Below are 17,685 nucleotides of genomic sequence, written 5' to 3'. Positions count from 1 at the left end.
CCGCTAGCCGGCCGCGCGCAGCAGCGTCGACACCGTCTGGCCGAGCACGACCGGATCGACCGGCTTCGGCAGGAAGGCGCTGACCTTGGCGCGCGCAGCCGCGGTCTCGACCGTGCTGTCGGCGTAGCCGGTGCAGAGAATGCAGGGGAGGTCGGGCCGGCGGCCGCGCAGCTTCGCGATCATCTCGAGGCCCGACAGGACCGGCATGTTCTGGTCGGTGATGACGAGGTCCCACAAAGCAGGATCGTCCTCGAAGGCCTCGATCGCGTCCTGGGCCCGGGTCGCGACCGCGACCTCATAGCCCAACCGCTCCATCGAGGCGGCGACCATGTCGCCGAAATCGTCGTCATCGTCGACCACCAGGATGCGCCGGCGCCCGCCCGCGAGGCGCGCGGGCCGCGCGCGCGCCATTGCCGGCCGCCCAGCCGAGGCCTCCGGCAGCCAGATACGGAAATCGGTGCCTTCGCCCGGCCGGCTGGTCACGGCGATGGCGCCCCCCAGCCCGGCGACGATCCCCTGCACCACCGGCAGGCCGAGGCCGGTGCCGTGGCCCGCGGGCTTGGTGGTGAAGAAGGGATCGAAGATCCGCTCCAGCACCGCGCGCGACATGCCCATGCCGGTGTCGCGCACACCGATGCGGATATAGTCGATCGTCCGGTCGATCGTGCCGGCGACCAGTCGACAACCCGCCGGCGTCTCGGCCACCGGCCCGGCCTGCCCGAGCTCGAGCGCCACCTCGGCGCCGGACTGGCCGCTGGCCTCGATCGCCACCGAGCCGGTGCGGCCCAGCAGCGCGTCGCTGGCATTGACGCAGACATTGACCAGCACCTGGCCCAGCTGCGCCGGGTCGCCGTCGATCGCGAGATCGGGAGCCGCGGTCTGCGATTCGACGCGCGTGGTGTTGGGCAAGGTCGCGCGCAGCAGCGCCACCGTTTCGTCGAGGATCGGCGCCAGCGGAATCCGCTGCGCCTGGGTCTCCTTGCGTCGCGAGAAAGCCAGGATCTGCTGGATCAGCTGCTTGGCGCGCGTCGAGGCGGTCAGGATGCGTTCGCCATAAAGGTGGATGTCGGAATTGTCGGGCGTGTCTTCGACGATGAAGCGCGCGAAGCCGGCGATGGCGCCGACGATATTGTTGAAGTCATGCGCGACGCCGCCCGCGAGGCGCCCCAGCGCATCCATCTTCTGCGCCTGGGTCAGATGCGCCTGCACCTGGCGCAGCTCGGTGATGTCGGTCATGGCGATGCCATGGGCGATGGCCTTGCCCGCCCCGTCGATCACCGGGAAGGCCGAGACCAGGATGTCATGGGCCCTGCCGTCGGCCAGCGGCGCATTGATCTCGCGCGTGACCAGGGCCGATTTGGTCTCGGCCTCCTGCTGCAGCAGCCGCAGCGCGCGCTGGCTCTCCACGCTCCAGCCGGCTTCCGACAGCATGATGCCCTCGGGCAGCTCCTCGAGATCCTGCCGCGCCGCGCCGAACCAGCGCGCCACCGTCTCGTTCACCACCAGCAGCCGGCCTTCGGATTTGAGCACCACGCCGATCGGCATGTTGTCGAGCACGGCGCGGAAGCGCTGTTCCTGCTCGCGCAAACGCCGCTCGCCCAGCTGGCGTTCCAGTTCCGCCGCCGCGCGCGGTGCCAGCGCGCTCAACACCACCCGCACCAGATCCGGATTGGTCATGGGCAGGCGCGACAGGAGCACGAGGACGCCGATGGGCGTTCCGGCGCTGTCGCGCAAGGGCGTGCCGGCATAGCCTTCCATGCGATGCTGCGAGAACACCGAATCCTCCGGATAGAGATCGGTGATGCCGGCGGCCTGGATGAGGAACCCCTCCTTCATGACCCGCTCGGAAGGCGTGCCGGCCAGCGTGTAATGAGATGCCGGCTGCACATTCATCCGGTCATGCCAGGCGAGGAAGATGGCGTTCTGCCCGGTCGGATCGGGAGCGGCCACGAAGGCGACATCGGCCTCCAGGCGCTCGACCAGATGGCGGACCAGCGCCTGGAAATAACCCTCGCCGACGGCATGGGCGACGCCGCCCACGATCGCGTCCAAGGCCGATCCGGTCTCGACCTGGCTCGTCAGATCCTTGCCGGCCCCCCGGAAGCCGACCAATTGCCCGGATTCGTCGTGGACCGGCTTGCCGCTGACCATGAAGTGGACCATGCGGCCGGTCTTGTCATGCCGGGCCTGGAGAACCTTGTTGCGAAACGGCTCGTGACGCTCGAAATGCTCGAGCACGTCGAGCCAGGCGCCGTCCATCTGCCGCGCCGGTCTCACATTCCTCAGGGTCTTCCCCAGATAGTCATCGGCAGGAATCCCGGTGTTGGCGGAAATCTGTGGCGAGACGAAGGTGAAGCGGAGATTCCGATCCATCTCCCAGACCCAGTCCGACGCCAGATCGACCAGATCTTCGAAACGCCGCTGGTTCGCGATCGCCGTTGCTTCGGCGCGCTGACGACTGGCCACCTGCCCCAGCATCCGCTCCACGAGGTAGCGCTGCGAGGCGAGCGCCAGCAGGATCGACGAGGTCAGGCGGAAGCCCGAGCGAATGAGACTGCTGGCCAGGAACCCCGTTTCGGTGCCGGCGATGAGGGGCAAAAGCCCGTAGGAGATGGCCCAGCCCAGGCAGAGCCAGGTGAGGGCGCCGTAGTACCAGTAGCCGGCCTCGCGCCAGCGCTGGGAAAAGGCCCAGGTGGTGGCGAGCAGCCCGACGATGATGAGGAGGGTCTCGACCATCGTCAGGACGCCTGTCGGCGGCAGGGACGAGCGGAGGCTTGGCAGCAGGGTGACGAGGACGGTGGCGAAGGCTGCCAGCAGGCGCCAGGGGATCGGCCGGCGCGCATATTGCAGTGCACCCAGCAGGAAACCGACCGTGGTCAGGCCGGTGAAAACGTCGACGACATAGGGGGCGCCCTCGAAACTGAAGAAGGGGACGCCAAGGACGTTGGAGACCAGCCCCAGCATATGCAGCAGGCCAAAGGTGCCCAGTGCCGGCTCGGCATGGTCGAGGCGCCACATCAACAGCAGCAAGGCGCCGCTGATGAGGCTGGTCAAGATCAGGAAAAGACTGCCGGCCTCGTAGATATTCATCAGGGTTCCTCGCCCGGCCTTTTTTAGCACCCCCCGGACAAGGACCGCGGCGGGCTGAGGTATGGGGTATTCGCAAGCGCCCTATACCTTCGTATAGTCGAGCTCCTGTTGGCCCCTGGGTTGGCGATGTCCGCTGCAACGGTCCTGATTGCCGACGACCATCCGCTGTTCCGCGCGGCGCTTGCGGATTTGATCCGCCGCACCCCCGAATTCGAGCTGGTGGGGGCGGTCGAGGCTCTCGATCCCGCCCTGTCGTTGCTGGCGGAACGCCCCTGCGACCTGGCGCTCCTCGACCTGCGGATGCCGGGCATGACCGACCTCTCCGTGCTCTTGACCCTCCGGACGAAACATCCGGAGACCAAGCTGGCGCTGATCTCCGGCAATCTCGACAGCGAGGCGGTGTCGGGCGGCCTCAAGAACGGAATTGTCGGCTTCCTGCCCAAATCGTTCGATCCGCCCGTCATCCTGGCCGCGATCAGACTGATTCTTTCCGGCGCCATCTATGTGCCTCACGAGCTGGCGGCGCTGGCCAGCGAGCCGGCATCCTCGCCCTCCGCGGCCGGCGGTGCCGAACCCTCGACCCTGACCGACCGGGAGCGCGAGATCCTGACCATGATGGTGACCGGCGCCTCGCATAAGGAGATCGCCCGGTCGCTCGAGCTGGCCGAGATCACGATCAAGCTCCATGCCCAGCGCATCGTGAAGAAGCTGGGCGTGCGCAACCGCGCGGCCGCCATCGCCAAGGCCGTCCGCGACCGGTTGGTCGATCCAACAATCTGAAACGACTGAAACAATTCGGTCGCCGGCGCTTCCCCATACCGACGCATAATATGCCTCGCGCGTCGCGACTTCGCCGCAATCCCCGCTATGGTCCGCCCCAACGCAAGACCGGGCGCTGCCGCCCCTCAAGGCCGGCGCCCATTCGCGTCTTGTTTCGTATCAACGCCGCGGAGACTGGGACGCGTCTCGGGCCGGATGGGCTCGCGGGGACGATCAGGTTTCTGCCAAAGGCTGGGGAAGAGCCCGTGCAGGATATTCTTGTGGTGGATGACGATCCGTCATTCGCCGACTACATCACGACACTGTTGCGTCGTGACGGCTATCGCGTGGTTTGTGTCGATTCGGGAGAGAAGGCGCTCGAACATCTGTCGACGCATCCCTGCCGCGTCGTCATCACCGACGTGCTGATGCCCGACATGGACGGGATCGAGCTGCTGCGCGAGATCGGCCAGCGCGGCCTCGACGTCGCCGTGATCGGCATCACCGGCGGCGACCTGGATATGAACAACCTCGTCTCGCGCCTGTTCGACGCGATGGGCGCTGCCTTCGTGACGATGAAGCCGATCGAGCCGCAGAAGTTCCTGGCGCGCCTGGCCTATCATGCGGGCCGCGAGCCGGAAGCGGTGGCGTCGCGGCAGGGAGAGGCGTCGGTTCTCCGCTTCAGGCGACCGTAAAGGCCTTCAGCGCCTCGTCACTGACGGTGATGCCGAGGCCGGGCTTGGCCGTACCCTGCAGCAGGAACTCGATATAGCTGCAGGTGGGGGCGATCGCGGCCAGATGCGCCGAGGCCGCGATGCCAATCGACGCGTCCTGAAGCGCCGGCTATCGGCGTGAAGCGCGGATTTCGGCGAGGATGTCCTGAGCCTTGTCGAGCCGCACGTGACCGCCATCCTTCAGACGCGCAACGACCTCCTCGATCTCCTCATTACCGGCGCCAGCCGCGACTGCAACGTTGCGGGCATGCAGCGACATGTGGCCCTTCTGAATTCCCTCGGCAGCGAGCGCCCGCAGCGCCCCGGTATTCTGCGACAATCCCACAGCCACGATGATTTCGGCCAGCTCCTGCGCGCTCTTTACGCCCAGAATTTTGACCGCGGCTTGTGCCACCGGGTGGGTCTTGGTCGCCCCGCCGACCAGGCCAACAGCCATGGGTAGTTCCATCGTACCCACGAGATTGCCGTCTCCGTCCTTCTCGTAATGCGAAAGCGACGTATATCGCCCATCGACCACGGCGTGAGAATGTGCGCCGGCTTCCACCGCGCGGGTATCGTTGCCTGTGGCCAGCACGACCGCGGTGATGCCGTTCATGATGCCTTTGTTATGCGTGGCGGCGCGATACGGGTCGGCGGCCGCAAAGGCGTAGGCATCGATGATGCCGTCGACGACGTCAGGGCCGCCGAGCGCATCCCGGTCATAGACCGCGCGAACGCGCGCGAGTCTCATATCGGCCTTGTTCGAAAGAATACGAAGGCGGACGCGTCCCGCTGCGATTTCGGAAACCAGCGGCGCCAGAGCCTCGGCCATCGTGTTCACAGCATTGGCTCCCATGGCGTCTCTGACATCGACGATCAGGTGGAGCACGACAAAGGTACCCGACGCGCCCTCGACGATCCGGACCTGGATATCCTTCGCGCCGCCGCCCAGTTTTACGAGGAAAGGATCGTGCTCATTGGCGAGATCGAGCAGCTCCTGACGCCGCTCGTAAAGCCGCATGCGAGCGCCTTGCGGATCCTTCGCACCCACCACTTGGACTTGCGAGATCATGATCGGCTGGTTGCTCGACGTGTGAAATCCACCGTGGATCCGCGCAACCGACGCCATGTTGCTGGCCGCCGCGACGACTGACGGCTCCTCGGTCGCCATCGGGACCAGATAGTCGCGGCCGTTGATCGTGAAGTTTGCCGCCACGCCGAAGGGAATCGACAGCGTGCCGATCGCATTTTCGATCATGCGATCGGCGATCGACAGCATCTTCTCGTCAAGCGGCACGATGCTGGCCAAGTCGCTTTCGGCCAAGCCGGAAACTTCCACAATCTTCCTGAAGCGCTCCGAGGGCGAAAGCTTGTAGAACCCCGGAAGACGGCTGTTGATGGACATGAAGGCGGCCTCCCGATCTGTATTTTTCCCGGGAAGTCTAGTTGACCGATGATCGCCCGAACAATGTAGCCGGGTCACACTCCATCAAGCGCTATAGGTGGAATCTTCACAGGAACGACCAGGCACGGAGGCTCAAGATGCATTTACAAGCGCATGCATCCGCAACGCAATGTGAACGTCCAATGCGCGCGACGAATCGGACCAGTCCGGAATGATCTGGCCGATCGTTTCCAGACGCTGCCGCATCGTGTTGACATGGATCCCAAGCCCATCCGCGGCCTTCTGCATGCTTCTCCCGCAATCGAGATAGGCAAGCAACGTTGAGGCCAGCTGGCTCTTACGCCGGGCGTCGTGATCGATGATCGCACCAATCGACGACGTCACGAACAGATCGACGGCATCATCGTCCTTCTTGTTGAACAGGAGGGCATAGATCGACAAGGTCTTCTCGAAGACGACCCGTCCTTTCTGCTTGAGGTTGTGCAGGAAGCCCAAGCATCGGCACAACGATTGATACTCGAACGGAACGCGACCGAGAGAGGCTATCGGACTCGATATCACGATGCTGAACTGCTTACGGAACGCCTCGCTGAGTGCTTCCGAGATTCTGTTGGCGAGCCTATCGGGGTTCGACGCGTTTGTGACAACGACCAGATCGCCATTGAACTCCGCGAAAATCGTGTCGCGGCCGGCCAGAACCGGACGTACGGCCGAAGAAGCCTGACTGGCCGACAGGTCGTTCAATTCGACCAGCATTATCGTGATGGGCCAGGACAGGGAGACGCCGAGAGGCAGTTGCCGCGAGCTTTCGATCGAAAATGGGTCCGCTGTCCCCCGCAGCAGCGCCGAGACGATGTCGGTGACATTTCGGTAAGCCGTCTGGGCGACCCGCTCGAGCGACAACAGAACGATACCGGTGACGATCGCGCTTCGCTCGAGGGTCCGTGTCTCGGAGGCCGAAAGATCCCTGCTTCGGGTGAACAGAAGGGCTCCAAGGCGCGCGGACCCGCCCATCACCGCCGCTATCACGGTTACGGGGTCATCGATGCTGGTAAGTTGCACCGACCGGCCAAGGCGGTCGCTCTCACGCACCGCCTTGGCGAGAGCCTCGTCGGTGACCCGATCGGGGAGACTCCCGCAAATGACCTTCCTGCGCTCGTCTATCACGCAAGCCTGCCCCCGCAACAGATTTGACACCCGCTTTGTCAGATCCTCGAGCGAGCCGCCCCGTGCGATCAATTCGGTCAGTTGCTCGTGCGCAATCGCCGCTTCCTCGATGTCGTCGGCCTTCGCCTTGAGAGCGGCGTTGGCTTCCTTGGCCATTCGCAAGGCGCGCCGCGCTTCCTCCAGCAAGCGCGCGTTCTCGATCGCCAAGGCGGCAAACGTCGCGAGCGAGGACAGAACCGCCATTTCCTGGAACGTATAGGAACGCACATAACGATCGCCGACGAAGAGCACGCCGATGACCTGAGCTTCGCGCTCCAGGGGTATGCCTAATATGGAGACGATCCCCTCGCTGCTGATCGCCCGATCGATGTCGCTGTCGTGATCGAAATTCTTGTCGGTGGAATAGTTGCTCGAATAGAACGGGTGTCTCGTCCTGGCGGCGCTTCCACACACCCCGATATTTCTCGGCACGCGGATTCTGGCGAAATCCTGTGAAACCACGCCCTCGGTCGCCCGCACATAGAAGTCGCCGCGCTCCTCATCTGCCGCCGAAAGGTAGGCAATATCGCTACCGACCAGCTGCTTCGCGCGCTGGATTATGGCCTGCAGGACTCGATCCGTATCCCGCAACGCCGACAGATCGCGGGCGGTTTCGTAGAGGGCGGAGAGCTCCACCTCGCGCTTACGCTTATGCTCGAAATTTTCCCGTAGCCGCACTGCCGTGGCGATGTCGGCGATCATCGCCTCTGCAAGATCGCTGCTGCCCGCAGTTTCCCTTGCTTCATGCGCCAGCCGCTCGAAACTCGATACGGGAGCATTGTCATCAAGAAGCTGCAGCAAGCGCCTGTAAGGCGACGCAAGTTCAGGCCGGTTCTTCGCGGAAATGCCGATGGGCATCGCGACAACGCGATCAGGCACGGAGATCCTCCACTCGGATTGTCTGTCTTCTTCGACCGCGGTCGCGGACAGTTGACACAGTGTCGATAGCCTCGATCACGCGGGAAATATGGGGAAACCACATAGCGCAAGTCAATCCATGTGGAACGTGGATATTGTACTCAAGCTTCTGCCTCACTACGCGGTAGGTTGGAGCGGTGCTCGGACAGGGTCGCTGCAGCTCTTGCATGCATCGGGGCGCTCGGGGGCCCGGCGAGATCGCACGATCTGCTCCAGTCCCCGAAATCTTTTGCACTGCAGCATTAACTGCCCGTTCGAAGACGCCATCATGCGATTCCCTTTGGTCGCCGAATTTTCGGGGTCACAAGTCGTTCGAGTTCTTGGGTCCCGCGTCGCGCTTGCGCCGCTCGACGGAGCCAATGCTGCATCTGCGAAGGTCGTTTCCGTTTCCAGGAAACAGGCACGCCCGCTGCCGTTGCCAGATCTCGTTCGGCGACAGGAACGGGAATGACGGGAGCGTGAACCAGAATCCCGCTGTCGCGGCAGCCCTCTTCAACCCTTTCATTTCCGTTGAACAGCAGGGTTGAAGCCACTACGGGGCCGCGCTCGCAGCGGGTGAGGCATAGCCCGTCATGTGACGAATCCACGCTAATAGAGTTCGCCAATGTGGAGATGCGACATTGTTGGCTGGACCGTGATCGAAAACAATTCGCCCATGGAGGAGTTGATGTCGGAAGAGTCCGCTATCGACGTAACGAGCGCAGTCGGGTCGTCGCCACTCAAGGGCGTCACCGTCCTCGATGTTACGCGCGTCGTCGCAGGTCCGTTCTGCTCGATGCTCCTGGCCGACCTGGGTGCCACCGTGATCAAGGTTGAGCATCCCGACGATCCCGACTATGCGCGAACCTTTCCCCCCTTCGTTTCCGGCGAAGACGAAGAATGCAGCGCGTTCTTCGCCCAGTTCAATCGCAACAAGCTGGGCATCACGCTCAACATGAAGACGCCGGATGGAAAGGCGCTTCTCAAGAAGCTCGTGCGACGAGCCGATGTGCTGGTCGAGAATTTCCGACCCGGAACGATGGAGAAGCTCGGGCTCGGCTACGAAGTCCTCAAGAAAGAGAACCCTCGCCTCATCTACACGGCCATCAGCGGGTTCGGCCGTACCGGACCCAACTCTTCGCGGCCCGCATTCGACAACACCGGCCAGGCGGCGGGCGGGCTGTGGTCCATGAACGGCTATCCCGATCGCCCGCCGGTACGGGTTGGCACGATCATCGGCGACCTGTCGGCTTCACTTTACGCGGCGATCGGAACGCTGGCCGCGCTCCGCAAGGCCGAGCGAACCGGCGAGGGGCAGGTCGTCGACATATCACAGCAGGACTCCGTGCTCAGCCTGACTGAGAACGCGGTGGTCAGATACACGACGAAAGGCGAGATCGCATCGCCGCTCGGCAACGATCATCCGTTTGTCCGTCCCTATGGGCAGTTCCCTTGCAAGGACGGGCACGTCTTCTTCGGAGGCTACACGGACAAGTTCTGGAAGATCACCTGCGACATTTTCGGCGAGCCTGAGATAGCGAGCGACCCCGAAATCGATACCATGGAGAAGCGCTTCGCGCCGACGATTGCCGAGACGAAGGTCAAGCCCATTCTGGAACGCTGGTTCAGCAAGTATACCAAGGCCGAGCTCGAGGAGATGGCCGGTGATCGGATCCCCTTGAGCGCCATCAAGACCATAGCGGAAGTGGTAGAGGACCCTCATATCGCAGCGCGCGAAATGATCGTCAACGTGCCGGTCGCCGGCAAGCTTGTCCGCATGTTCGGCCTACCGATCAAGCTCTCTGGGGCGCCCGGAAGCGTCTGCAGGAAAGCGCCCAATCCAGGCGAACACAACGCCTTGGTCTATTCGCGTTTGGTTGGGCTGACTTCGGAGGAACTCGCAAAGCTCTCCCAAGAAGGAACGATCTGACGTGGCGATCGAACTGCAGCGCACGGGTCATGTTGCAACGATCCGGCTCTCGAGACCCGAGAAGCTCAACGCCCTGTCGCTCGAGATGTATGACGATCTCGGGCGGGCCTTTGCGGAAGTCCGGGATGACGACGAAATCCGGACGGTGGTTCTCACCGGTGCCGGCGACCGGGCCTTCTGCGTCGGTGCCGATCTGACGGAATCCATTCCAGCGCTGGCCAATGACCGGTTCGACATAAGCGCCTGGGATCCGGCTCATCTCAAGGGTGTCGCATTCTACAAGCCGATCGTGTGCGCGATCCGCGGCATGTGCATCGGGGGCGGATTCGAGATCATGTTGGCGACCGATATTCGCATCGCGTCGACCGATGCGGTTTTCCAGCTTCCCGAGCCCACACACGGCTTCGTGCCGGCAGGAGGCACGCTGGTGCGGCTCGTGCGTCAGATCGGTTACGCACACGCGATGGAGATACTCCTTTCCGCGCGGCGGTTCTCGGCTGACGAGATGGTTGCGAAGGGAGTCGTCAATCAAGTTGTCGAATCGAACGAGGTGGAGGCACTGGCCCAGAAGACGGCTTCCCAGATCGCGGAACTCAGCCCGACAGCCATTCAGACGATTAAGGAAGCCGTTCTGACGCTTCAGGACTTGCCGCTGGAAGAGGCCTTTGCGCGCGAGGCCCAGCTCGGTCAACGGACCTTCACGAGCGAAGACGCGAAGCGCAGCATTGCGGATTTCGCAAACCGAGGCTCGCGCCGGGGAGAAAAGCCCAAATGAGCGAGCCTCAGGCAGCTATGCGTGCGGCGCCACAGTCGTTGATCACGCGCCTGCGTAACCGGCGGCTCACCCAGGAGATGATTGTCGCGTTGGCGGCGATCCTCTTGTTCGTCTTCTTCTCGCTTGTACTCGATAACTTCCTTTCACCCGGCAATATCGTAACACTCGTTCGCAATGTGGCCGTCCTCGGTATGCTCAGCCTGGGCATGGCGATTGTCGTAATTGGCCGTGGCGTGGATCTGTCCCTCGTGGCGGTCATGGCCGTATCCCTCACGCTCTCGGTCGTCCTGGCAAACAAAGGCTATCCGTTCGTCACGGCGCTTCTCTGCGGGCTGATGCTGGTGATTGCCGTGGCGGTGGCCATGGGCTTCCTCATCGCCTATGTCGAAATTCCGGCGATCTTCGCCACGCTGGCCATGTCGGCAATCGTCTACGGCCTGGGTCGCGGCGTGATTGCCGACCTTGACGTCAACAACCTTCCCGATGGCCTCGATTGGTTTGTCTTTCTCGGCCGGGGGAGCTTCCTGAAAATACCGCTGCCGATCTGGCTCTTCGCCATGTCCTCGGTCCTCATTTATCTTTTCCTGCGACTCACGGGTCTTGGCCGCTTTATCTACGCCATCGGGGACAACATCTCGACCGCGCGTATTGCCGGCATCCCGGTTCGCCCGATGATCGTGCTTCAATACATTCTCTCCGGGCTGATGGCCTTCCTGGCCGGCACCGTGACGGCCGCTTCGATTGCAAGCATGAACATGCGCATCGTCAATTCGACGATGATCTATGACGTGCTCCTGGTGGTGATACTTGGCGGTGTTGGCCTCTCCGGCGGCCGGGGCAGCGTCCGAAACGTGCTTGTGGGCACGATCCTGATCGGTCTTCTGCTCAACGGCATGACCATCATGGACATCTCCTACACGGTCCAGAACCTGGTCAAGAGCACCGTCCTGCTGGGTGCCCTGATCGTCGACGCTCTCCTAAACCCTCGCGACGAACAGACATCGCAACAGGGTGACATCTGACCATATCCAAACGTCAACCATGGAAGGGACCCTAGAATGACGATCCTGAAATATGCGATGGCGGCCGCCGTTGCCGGTCTGCTGACAGTTTCGGCTGCCAGTGCCCAGGAAGGGCTGGTGGACGAGATCCGTCAACCGACGCTCAATGCCTTGACGGGAAAGACCGTCGTGTTCGTGCCGATGTCGATGAGCTTCGACCTGCCGGAAGGCTGGGCGGCGGTCATGAAGAAGGAAGCGGACCGGCTCGGCTACAAGCTCGACATCCGCGATGCGAACTGGAGTACGGACACCGGCACACGCGCCATCACCCAGGCGATCACCGAGAAGCCGGACATCATCATCGTCCAGAATTTCGACGTCGCATCCTATGCGCGCACGCTGAAACGCGCCGAGGAAGCGGGCATCAAGGTCATCCAGGTCAACATGAAATCCAGTTACCAGACCGACGCCTTCGTCGGCGCGGATTGGTATGGCATCGGACTGTATGCCGCAAATCGCATGATCGAGAAATGCGGCAGGTCTGCCGGCAAGAGCGGCAAGATCGCGATCATTCAAGGTCCAGCAACGGCGGCTGCGAGCGTTTATCAGCTGAATGCGATCTCTACCGTGCTCAAGGGCAACAAGGACATCGATATTGTTTCCAGTCAGACGGGCGACTGGGATCAGTCGAAGGCGCGCGGCATTGCCCAGACGGTGATCCAGCAGAATCCCGATCTGTGCGGAATCATCGGCTTCTGGGATGTGATGGATGCGGGTACCGGGGCGGCCATCGCCGAATCCGGAAAAGACATCTACTTGATCACTTCGGGGGGAGGCAACAAGACCGCCTGCCAGGGCATCGAGAACGGCACATTCGACGAGGTCATCTCCTACGACGTGCCCGGTCAGGGGCGGGACCTCAACGACACGATCAAGATCCTGCTCCAGTCGCCGGCGCCGGCCGGCCAGCTCAAATTTGCCCTTTACACACCGAACAAGATCATCACCAAGGAAACCATGGTGACAGACAGTTGCTGGGATCTTGACGTGCTGAAGAAGTAGGCCGTCCGGATAGACGCGGCCACCGCCGCTATGGGCGGTGGCCGAACGCGACAGATTTGACAGGCGGTACAGGTAGTGGAAGCGATCGAGCGTCTCTATTTCCGTTACTTTCCGGAGAAGCTCCTGGGAGAGGTGCTCACGAAGCGCTGGAGCGACAATATGGTTCCGGTCTTCGCGACGCTGCTCGTGATCGGATGCTTTCTCCTGCGTGATCCCGGGTTTTTCACGCTCGCCAGCCTGACGGAGACCTCACGCCAACTTTCCGAGTTCGCCATCATCGTCGTTGCGATGGGCATCGTGCTGCTCGCGGGCGGTCTGGATCTTTCTATCGGCAGTGTGTTCGCGCTCGCCAACATCACCGCACTGATCTGCATGAACCTTCTCGGGTGGCCGGTCTGGGCGAGCGTCGCGGCCACGCTTGCGGTCGGCGCCTTGTGCGGGGCCGTCAACGGCTTCCTCATCGGTTATCTCAGAATCCGGGCTTTCCTGACGACGCTTGTCACGCTGATCATTATCCGCTCGATCGTGGACATAATCCTTCTGCGCTATGCCGTCCCGATCTCGGCTGGTTTCCCTGATTCCGATCTCTGGTACTTCATTGGCGAGGGCACCGTGCTCGGCGTGCCGTTCTCCTTCGTCGTGGCTGTCGTCATCATCGTGGCCTGGCATGTGATCCTGACGCGTGCCCGAGCCGGATGGCACATCACCGCCGTGGGAGGGAGCCGGCGTTCGGCGTTCAACGCCGGCCTCAAGGTGAAGCGGACGGTGTTCATGACTTATGTCTGGTCGAGCACCCTGGCGGCCGTCGCCGGCGTCTTCTTCGCCGCACGCCTCGGCAGTGCGGGCTCGGATACCGGCGTCGGACTGGAGATCGCGGCTCTTACCGCGGCTGTACTCGGCGGCAACAGCCTGGGCGGGGGCAGAGGCTCCGTCGCGAAATCGGTCCTCGGCGCGGTCGTGGTACTGATTCTGACAGACAGCATGGTCCGGATCGGCATCAACGGCGGTATCAGCTCCACGATCCTGGGGGGCGTGCTGCTTCTCGTCGTTGCAATCGACGTTCGCTGGCTGAAGAATCGGCACAAGATCCTCAACAAGGTCTATGTGTCCCCGGCATACTTCCGCCTTCCGCCCGCACCAGACACGGATTCTGATAGCGGCAGCCCCTATGCCATCAACAATCGACTCAAGGGCGTTTCGCTGATCGGCAAGGGCGAGATCGAGGGTCCCGAGGACGTCATCTTCGACCGCGGCGACAATCTCTATTGTCCGAACCGGCACGGGGACATCGTCCGCTTCCTGGCGCCGGACCATGCGGAATGGGAGATTTTCTCCCATATCGGGGGACATCCTCTGGGCATGGCGTTCGACGCTGCAGGTAATCTGAACGTCTGCGTCGGCGGCATGGGGCTTTATCAGATCTCGCCGGACCGGAAGGTTCGCAAGCTGACGGATGAAACCAACCGCACGCTCTTTTCGGTCATCGACGACTCCCGCCTGAAGCTCGCCGATGACCTCGACATTGCACCGGACGGCAGGATCTTCTTCTCCGAGGCGACAATCCGCTATGACATGCACGACTGGCCAAACGACGCGCTGGAAAGTCGCGGGAACGGCCGCCTTATCTGCTACGACCCGCGCGACCGGTCGACGAGGACCGTGCTTCGCAATCTGCAGTTTCCGAACGGCATCTGCATGGCCGGTGACGGGCAATCCTTCGTATTCGCCGAGACCTGGGGTTGCCGCATCAAGAGATACTGGTTCGATGGCTCCAAGAAGGGCACCTGGGACATCGTGATCGCCGACCTGCCCGGCTACCCGGACAATATCAATCGTGCATCGGACGGCAATTTCTGGGTGGCGCTTGTCGGCATGCGTTCACCGGCGCTGGATCTCGCGCTGCGCATGCCCGGCCTGCGCAAGCGGATGGCGAAGCGCGTCGCGAAGGACGAATGGCTCTTCCCCAACATCAATACGGGCTGCGTGCTGAAATTCTCGATAACCGGCGAAGTATTGGAATCGCTGTGGGATCTGGGCGGCGAGAACCACCCGATGGTGACCTCGATGCGCGAACATAAGGGCCATCTCTATCTAGGGGGCCTCTACAACGACCGGATCGGCAAGTTGAAGCTCGACAATGCCGACACCGGCTGGACCTCGCAGGAGTCCTACTGGGGACGAGAGCAATGAGTCTTTCGGACGTCATCAGGAGAGCCATTGACCGGTTCATGGGCGGGCGGGGTGAATTCTCGATCACCGTTCCGGTGATGGATGGGCCGTTGAAGCCGAACGACTATCTCGAGAGAGCGGAAAGCATTGCCATGGTTATGGCCGCGGATAACGCCGCGGCCTTGGGCGACGTGCTGCTGGTCTCGTCGGGACATCGGCTCTTGGAGGTGAACGCCAAGGGCGGCCAACGTCTGCACTCCGAGCACGAAGCGCCGGTAAGCTGCCTTGCGGTCTCCAAGGATCGCTCGATGGCGATCGGGCTCGACGGACAGGGCGTGAAGATCGTCGGCGGCCGGCATGACGGGAAGCGTTTCGACCGTCTTGGCAGCGGGGCACTGAAATGCCCGACCGCAGCCGCCTTCCTCGATGAGGATACGCTGGTCGTTGCCAACGGGTCCGCCGAATATCCAGCCGCGAAATGGGCCCACGACCTTCTTCATCGTGGACAGTCGGGCACGATAACGCGCATCGACCTGGGGGACGGGAAAGCGACCGATCTTGCGACCAGGCTGCGGTTCCCAGCAGGCCTCTGTATCGAGGCCGGTGAGATCCTGGCCTCCGAGGCGTGGCGCCACCGCTTGATCGCCCTTGCGAACGATGGGCCTTCCTGTCCGCGTACGCTGCTCTCCGACCTACCGGCCTATCCCGGCCGGATCTGCGCCGCCAAATTGGGCGGATACTGGCTCTCCTGTGTTGCCGCGCGGTCGCAACTGCAAGAGTTTGTGTTGCGGGAAGATCGCTACCGGAGACAGATGATCGCCGAAATCGATCCAGAGTTCTGGATCGCGCCCGCCTTGTCGAGCGGCCGGAGCTTCAAGGAACCGTTGCAGGCCGGCGGCGTCATCCGTCTCGGTATCCACAAGCCTTGGGCACCGACCCGCTCTCAAGGGCTCATCTTCCGTCTCGATGAAGGTTTTCAACCCGTTTGGAGCGCCCATAGCCGCGCCGACGGGAAACGCCACGGCATTACATCCCTCGTCGAACATCGCGGGATGCTGATCGCGACATCCAAGGGCAAAGGTGAGGTGATCGCCATTGGCCACACGGCTCTTCCGGAGCCAGCGGATCTTGCCACCTCCACGGAACATGCCGCATGACGCCCATCATCGAGTTGAAGAACGCCACGAAGGATTTCAGGGGCATTCCAGCCATCTCGGACGTCGACTTCACCCTGAATGCCGGGGAAATCCATGCCCTGCTTGGCGAAAACGGCGCCGGAAAATCCACACTCACCAAGATCATAGCCGGCGTCTATCCCTTGAGTTCCGGCACCCTCCTGGTCAACGGCAAGGAGGAGGTCCTGCAGACGCCGGCAGAGGGATTGGAGAAGGGCATTGCCATGGTCTACCAGGAAAACAGCCTGGTGCCATCCATGACGGTCGCCCAGAACATCTATCTGGGAAACGAGAAGCCGTTGAACCGGCTGCGTGGAATCTACATCGCGGCGCAGCAGTTTCTGCAATCGCTCAACTTCCATGTCGATCCATCCGCTGTCGTGGGCTCGCTCGGCGCGGCGCAGAAGCAGATGGTAGAGATCGCACGCGCCGTGCATCACAAGGCGCGTGTCATCATCTTCGACGAACCGACCGCAACGCTGACACCGGAGGAAAAGAGCTATTTCTTCAAGCTGATCAAGAAGCTGAAGGTGGAAGGCGTATCGATCATCTTCATTTCCCACGCTCTGGAAGAAGCGCTTCAGATCGCGGATCGCATCACGGTGCTTCGAGACGGAAAGCTCATCGTCTCGGACAAGGCCTCCGCATTTGATCGCCAGAAGATCGTGCAGGCAATGGTGGGCCGCAACCTCACCGACGAGATCTATGGCCAAGCGGCGCGATCCCGACCGACCCGCGCTCGCGGCCAGAAGCTGCTCTCGGTCGAGAATCTCTCCATGGGAAGCATGGTACGCAACACATCGTTCTCGATCTACCGTGGCCAGATTACGGGCATTTTCGGCCTCGTCGGCTCCGGAAGGACGGAAACGATGAAAGTCGTGGCCGGCGTTCTGAAGCGGGATTTCTTCCACGGCGGCGAGATCAAGCTGGACGGCAAGCCGATACGTTATCGAGTGCCGGCGCCCGGCGTCCGAGACGGCATCGTCTACGTCACGGAAGATCGAAAGGCCGAGGGTTTCTTTGAGACCATGAGCATCGCCGAAAACATCTATATGGGAAAGGTGTCTGGAGAGCCCTATGGCGGCTTCCAATTCATGTCGATGACCGCAGCACGGAGCGTGGCGGAGGATTGGCGCAGACGTCTCAACATCCGCGCGATCAATCCAAACGCCAAGGTGGTCGAGCTTTCCGGTGGAAACCAGCAAAAGGTCGTGATCGCCAAGGCTCTCGTCCAGAGGCCCAAGCTGGCGATCTTCGATGAACCCACCCGCGGCGTCGATGTCGGCGCCATCGCGGAGATCCACGCTTTTGTCAATCAGCTGGCCGACCAAGGCATCGCCGTGGTGGTCATATCCTCCTATCTGCCGGAGATTCTGACCTTGTCGGACCGGATTCTGGTCTCGCGTCAGGGGAAGATCGTCGAGGAAATGGATCGACGCACCGCGAGCGAGGAGACGATCATGTATGCGGCCGTACATTAGGCCAGGTTCAGGCTTTCCGATC

General features: G+C 62.3%; 12 protein-coding genes. 9 read left to right on the top strand and 3 right to left on the bottom strand.

The window, feature by feature from the left end:
• Window positions 1-3 precede the first annotated feature (3 nt).
• Entirely contained in the window at window positions 4-3,090 is a 3,087-nt protein-coding gene (locus tag ACREE8_RS11780; protein ID WP_431573191.1) for a PAS domain-containing hybrid sensor histidine kinase/response regulator, read from the bottom strand.
• Window positions 3,091-3,216: 126 nt separating this feature from the next.
• Between ACREE8_RS11780 and ACREE8_RS11775 the strand changes: the two genes are divergently transcribed.
• Together ACREE8_RS11775 and ACREE8_RS11770 are read left to right on the top strand one after the other, a co-directional pair.
• Entirely contained in the window at window positions 3,217-3,870 is a 654-nt protein-coding gene (locus ACREE8_RS11775; RefSeq protein WP_431573190.1) for a response regulator, read from the top strand.
• A gap of 245 nt (window positions 3,871-4,115) precedes the next feature.
• The gene (locus tag ACREE8_RS11770) at window positions 4,116-4,544 is read left to right on the top strand and encodes a response regulator (protein WP_431573189.1); all 429 of its coding nucleotides are present in this window, start codon (window positions 4,116-4,118) and stop codon (window positions 4,542-4,544) included.
• A gap of 148 nt (window positions 4,545-4,692) precedes the next feature.
• On the opposite strand, the gene ACREE8_RS11765 is transcribed toward ACREE8_RS11770, so the two are convergent.
• Complete coding sequence (locus tag ACREE8_RS11765) at window positions 4,693-5,967, bottom strand: hydroxymethylglutaryl-CoA reductase, degradative (RefSeq protein ID WP_431573188.1); 1,275 nt, start codon at window positions 5,965-5,967, stop codon at window positions 4,693-4,695.
• A 132-nt stretch (window positions 5,968-6,099) separates the two neighbouring features.
• Window positions 6,100-8,052 (bottom strand): helix-turn-helix domain-containing protein, encoded by a 1,953-nt coding sequence (locus tag ACREE8_RS11760; RefSeq protein ID WP_431573187.1) that lies wholly within the window; start codon window positions 8,050-8,052, stop codon window positions 6,100-6,102.
• A gap of 706 nt (window positions 8,053-8,758) precedes the next feature.
• Here ACREE8_RS11760 and ACREE8_RS11755 point away from each other — a divergent pair.
• The 7 genes from ACREE8_RS11755 to ACREE8_RS11725 all read left to right on the top strand — a co-directional run bounded on the left by ACREE8_RS11755 (window position 8,759) and on the right by ACREE8_RS11725 (window position 17,663).
• Window positions 8,759-10,000: a CaiB/BaiF CoA transferase family protein gene (locus ACREE8_RS11755; RefSeq protein WP_431573186.1), complete on the top strand. Its 1,242-nt coding sequence runs from the start codon at window positions 8,759-8,761 to the stop codon at window positions 9,998-10,000.
• Between the two features lies 1 nt (window position 10,001).
• Window positions 10,002-10,775: an enoyl-CoA hydratase/isomerase family protein gene (locus tag ACREE8_RS11750; RefSeq protein ID WP_431573185.1), complete on the top strand. Its 774-nt coding sequence runs from the start codon at window positions 10,002-10,004 to the stop codon at window positions 10,773-10,775.
• Entirely contained in the window at window positions 10,772-11,797 is a 1,026-nt protein-coding gene (locus ACREE8_RS11745) for an ABC transporter permease (RefSeq protein WP_431573184.1), read from the top strand. Before ACREE8_RS11750 ends, ACREE8_RS11745 begins: the two co-directional genes overlap by 4 nt.
• Before the next feature lie 36 nt (window positions 11,798-11,833).
• On the top strand, window positions 11,834-12,838 hold the full coding sequence (locus tag ACREE8_RS11740) for a sugar ABC transporter substrate-binding protein (protein WP_431573183.1): 1,005 nt from the start codon (window positions 11,834-11,836) through the stop codon (window positions 12,836-12,838).
• Between the two features lie 75 nt (window positions 12,839-12,913).
• Complete coding sequence (locus ACREE8_RS11735) at window positions 12,914-15,028, top strand: ABC transporter permease (RefSeq protein WP_431573182.1); 2,115 nt, start codon at window positions 12,914-12,916, stop codon at window positions 15,026-15,028.
• Window positions 15,025-16,164, top strand: a complete 1,140-nt coding sequence (locus tag ACREE8_RS11730; RefSeq protein ID WP_431573181.1) for a hypothetical protein — start codon at window positions 15,025-15,027, stop codon at window positions 16,162-16,164. The genes ACREE8_RS11735 and ACREE8_RS11730 overlap by 4 nt, the downstream gene beginning before the upstream one ends.
• On the top strand, window positions 16,161-17,663 hold the full coding sequence (locus ACREE8_RS11725; protein ID WP_431573180.1) for a sugar ABC transporter ATP-binding protein: 1,503 nt from the start codon (window positions 16,161-16,163) through the stop codon (window positions 17,661-17,663). Before ACREE8_RS11730 ends, ACREE8_RS11725 begins: the two co-directional genes overlap by 4 nt.
• Window positions 17,664-17,685 lie beyond the last annotated feature (22 nt).

Source organism: Hypericibacter sp. (genome assembly GCF_050729195.1).
Taxonomy (GTDB): domain Bacteria; phylum Pseudomonadota; class Alphaproteobacteria; order Dongiales; family Dongiaceae; genus Hypericibacter.
Note: the sequence above shows the minus strand (reverse complement) of the source record. Positions and strands in the feature narration are given on the sequence as shown.